The sequence below is a fragment of the Burkholderia sp. Bp8986 genome (assembly GCF_003854225.1).
Lineage (GTDB): Bacteria > Pseudomonadota > Gammaproteobacteria > Burkholderiales > Burkholderiaceae > Burkholderia.
The window spans coordinates 1-666 of sequence record NZ_QTQM01000191.1; the positions used below are offsets into that span (position 1 = coordinate 1).

1 protein-coding gene is annotated in these 666 nt (G+C 60.2%); it reads right to left on the minus strand.

The window, feature by feature from the left end:
• On the minus strand, positions 1 to 639 hold a 639-nt coding region (locus DID99_RS36830), incomplete at its 3' end, for an IS630 family transposase (protein ID WP_260444806.1).
• Positions 640 to 666 lie beyond the last annotated feature (27 nt).

Genomic DNA, 666 nt, shown 5'->3' on the forward strand with positions numbered 1-666 from the left:
GGGGGCCAACGGCAGCATGGGCTGAGTGCGGTCCAACGCCTGGATCTGGCTCTTCTCATCCACGCACAACACCATTGCCTTCAGGGGTGGATCAAGGTACAGGCCGACGATATCGCGAACCTTGTCAACGAACAGCGGATCGCTCGAGAGTTTGAAGGTCTCCTGCCGATGCGGCTGCAGTCCAAAGGCTCGCCAGATTCGCGACACGGCCGTCTGCGAGAGTTCCATCTCCCGAGCCATCGTGCGCGTACTCCAGTGCGTTGCTCCCATAGGTACCGATTCGAGCGTCTTCGCAATAACGGCGTCGACACGCGTATCGTCAATCGTTCTGGGCGCACCGGGACGCGGCGCATCGACCAAACCATCGAGCCGATGCGCCATGTAGCGCGCACGCCATTTCGATACCGTTTGCTGGGTGACCCGCAGTTTCGCCGCGACCGTCTTGTTGTCGATGCCATCGGCGCAGGCCAGCACAATCCGCGCTCGCAATGCCGCCGCCTGCGCTGTCTTGCGGCGCATCGTCAGCGCTGTGAGTTGCGCGCGCTCCGCTTCGCTCAACACGAGTTCCGCCTTGGGTCTTCCGCTCATCGCCGCCTCTTCGTGTTCATGGCATGAACTACACGGTACTACAGGCCGCATATTATTCAATGAATTTATAACTCACGA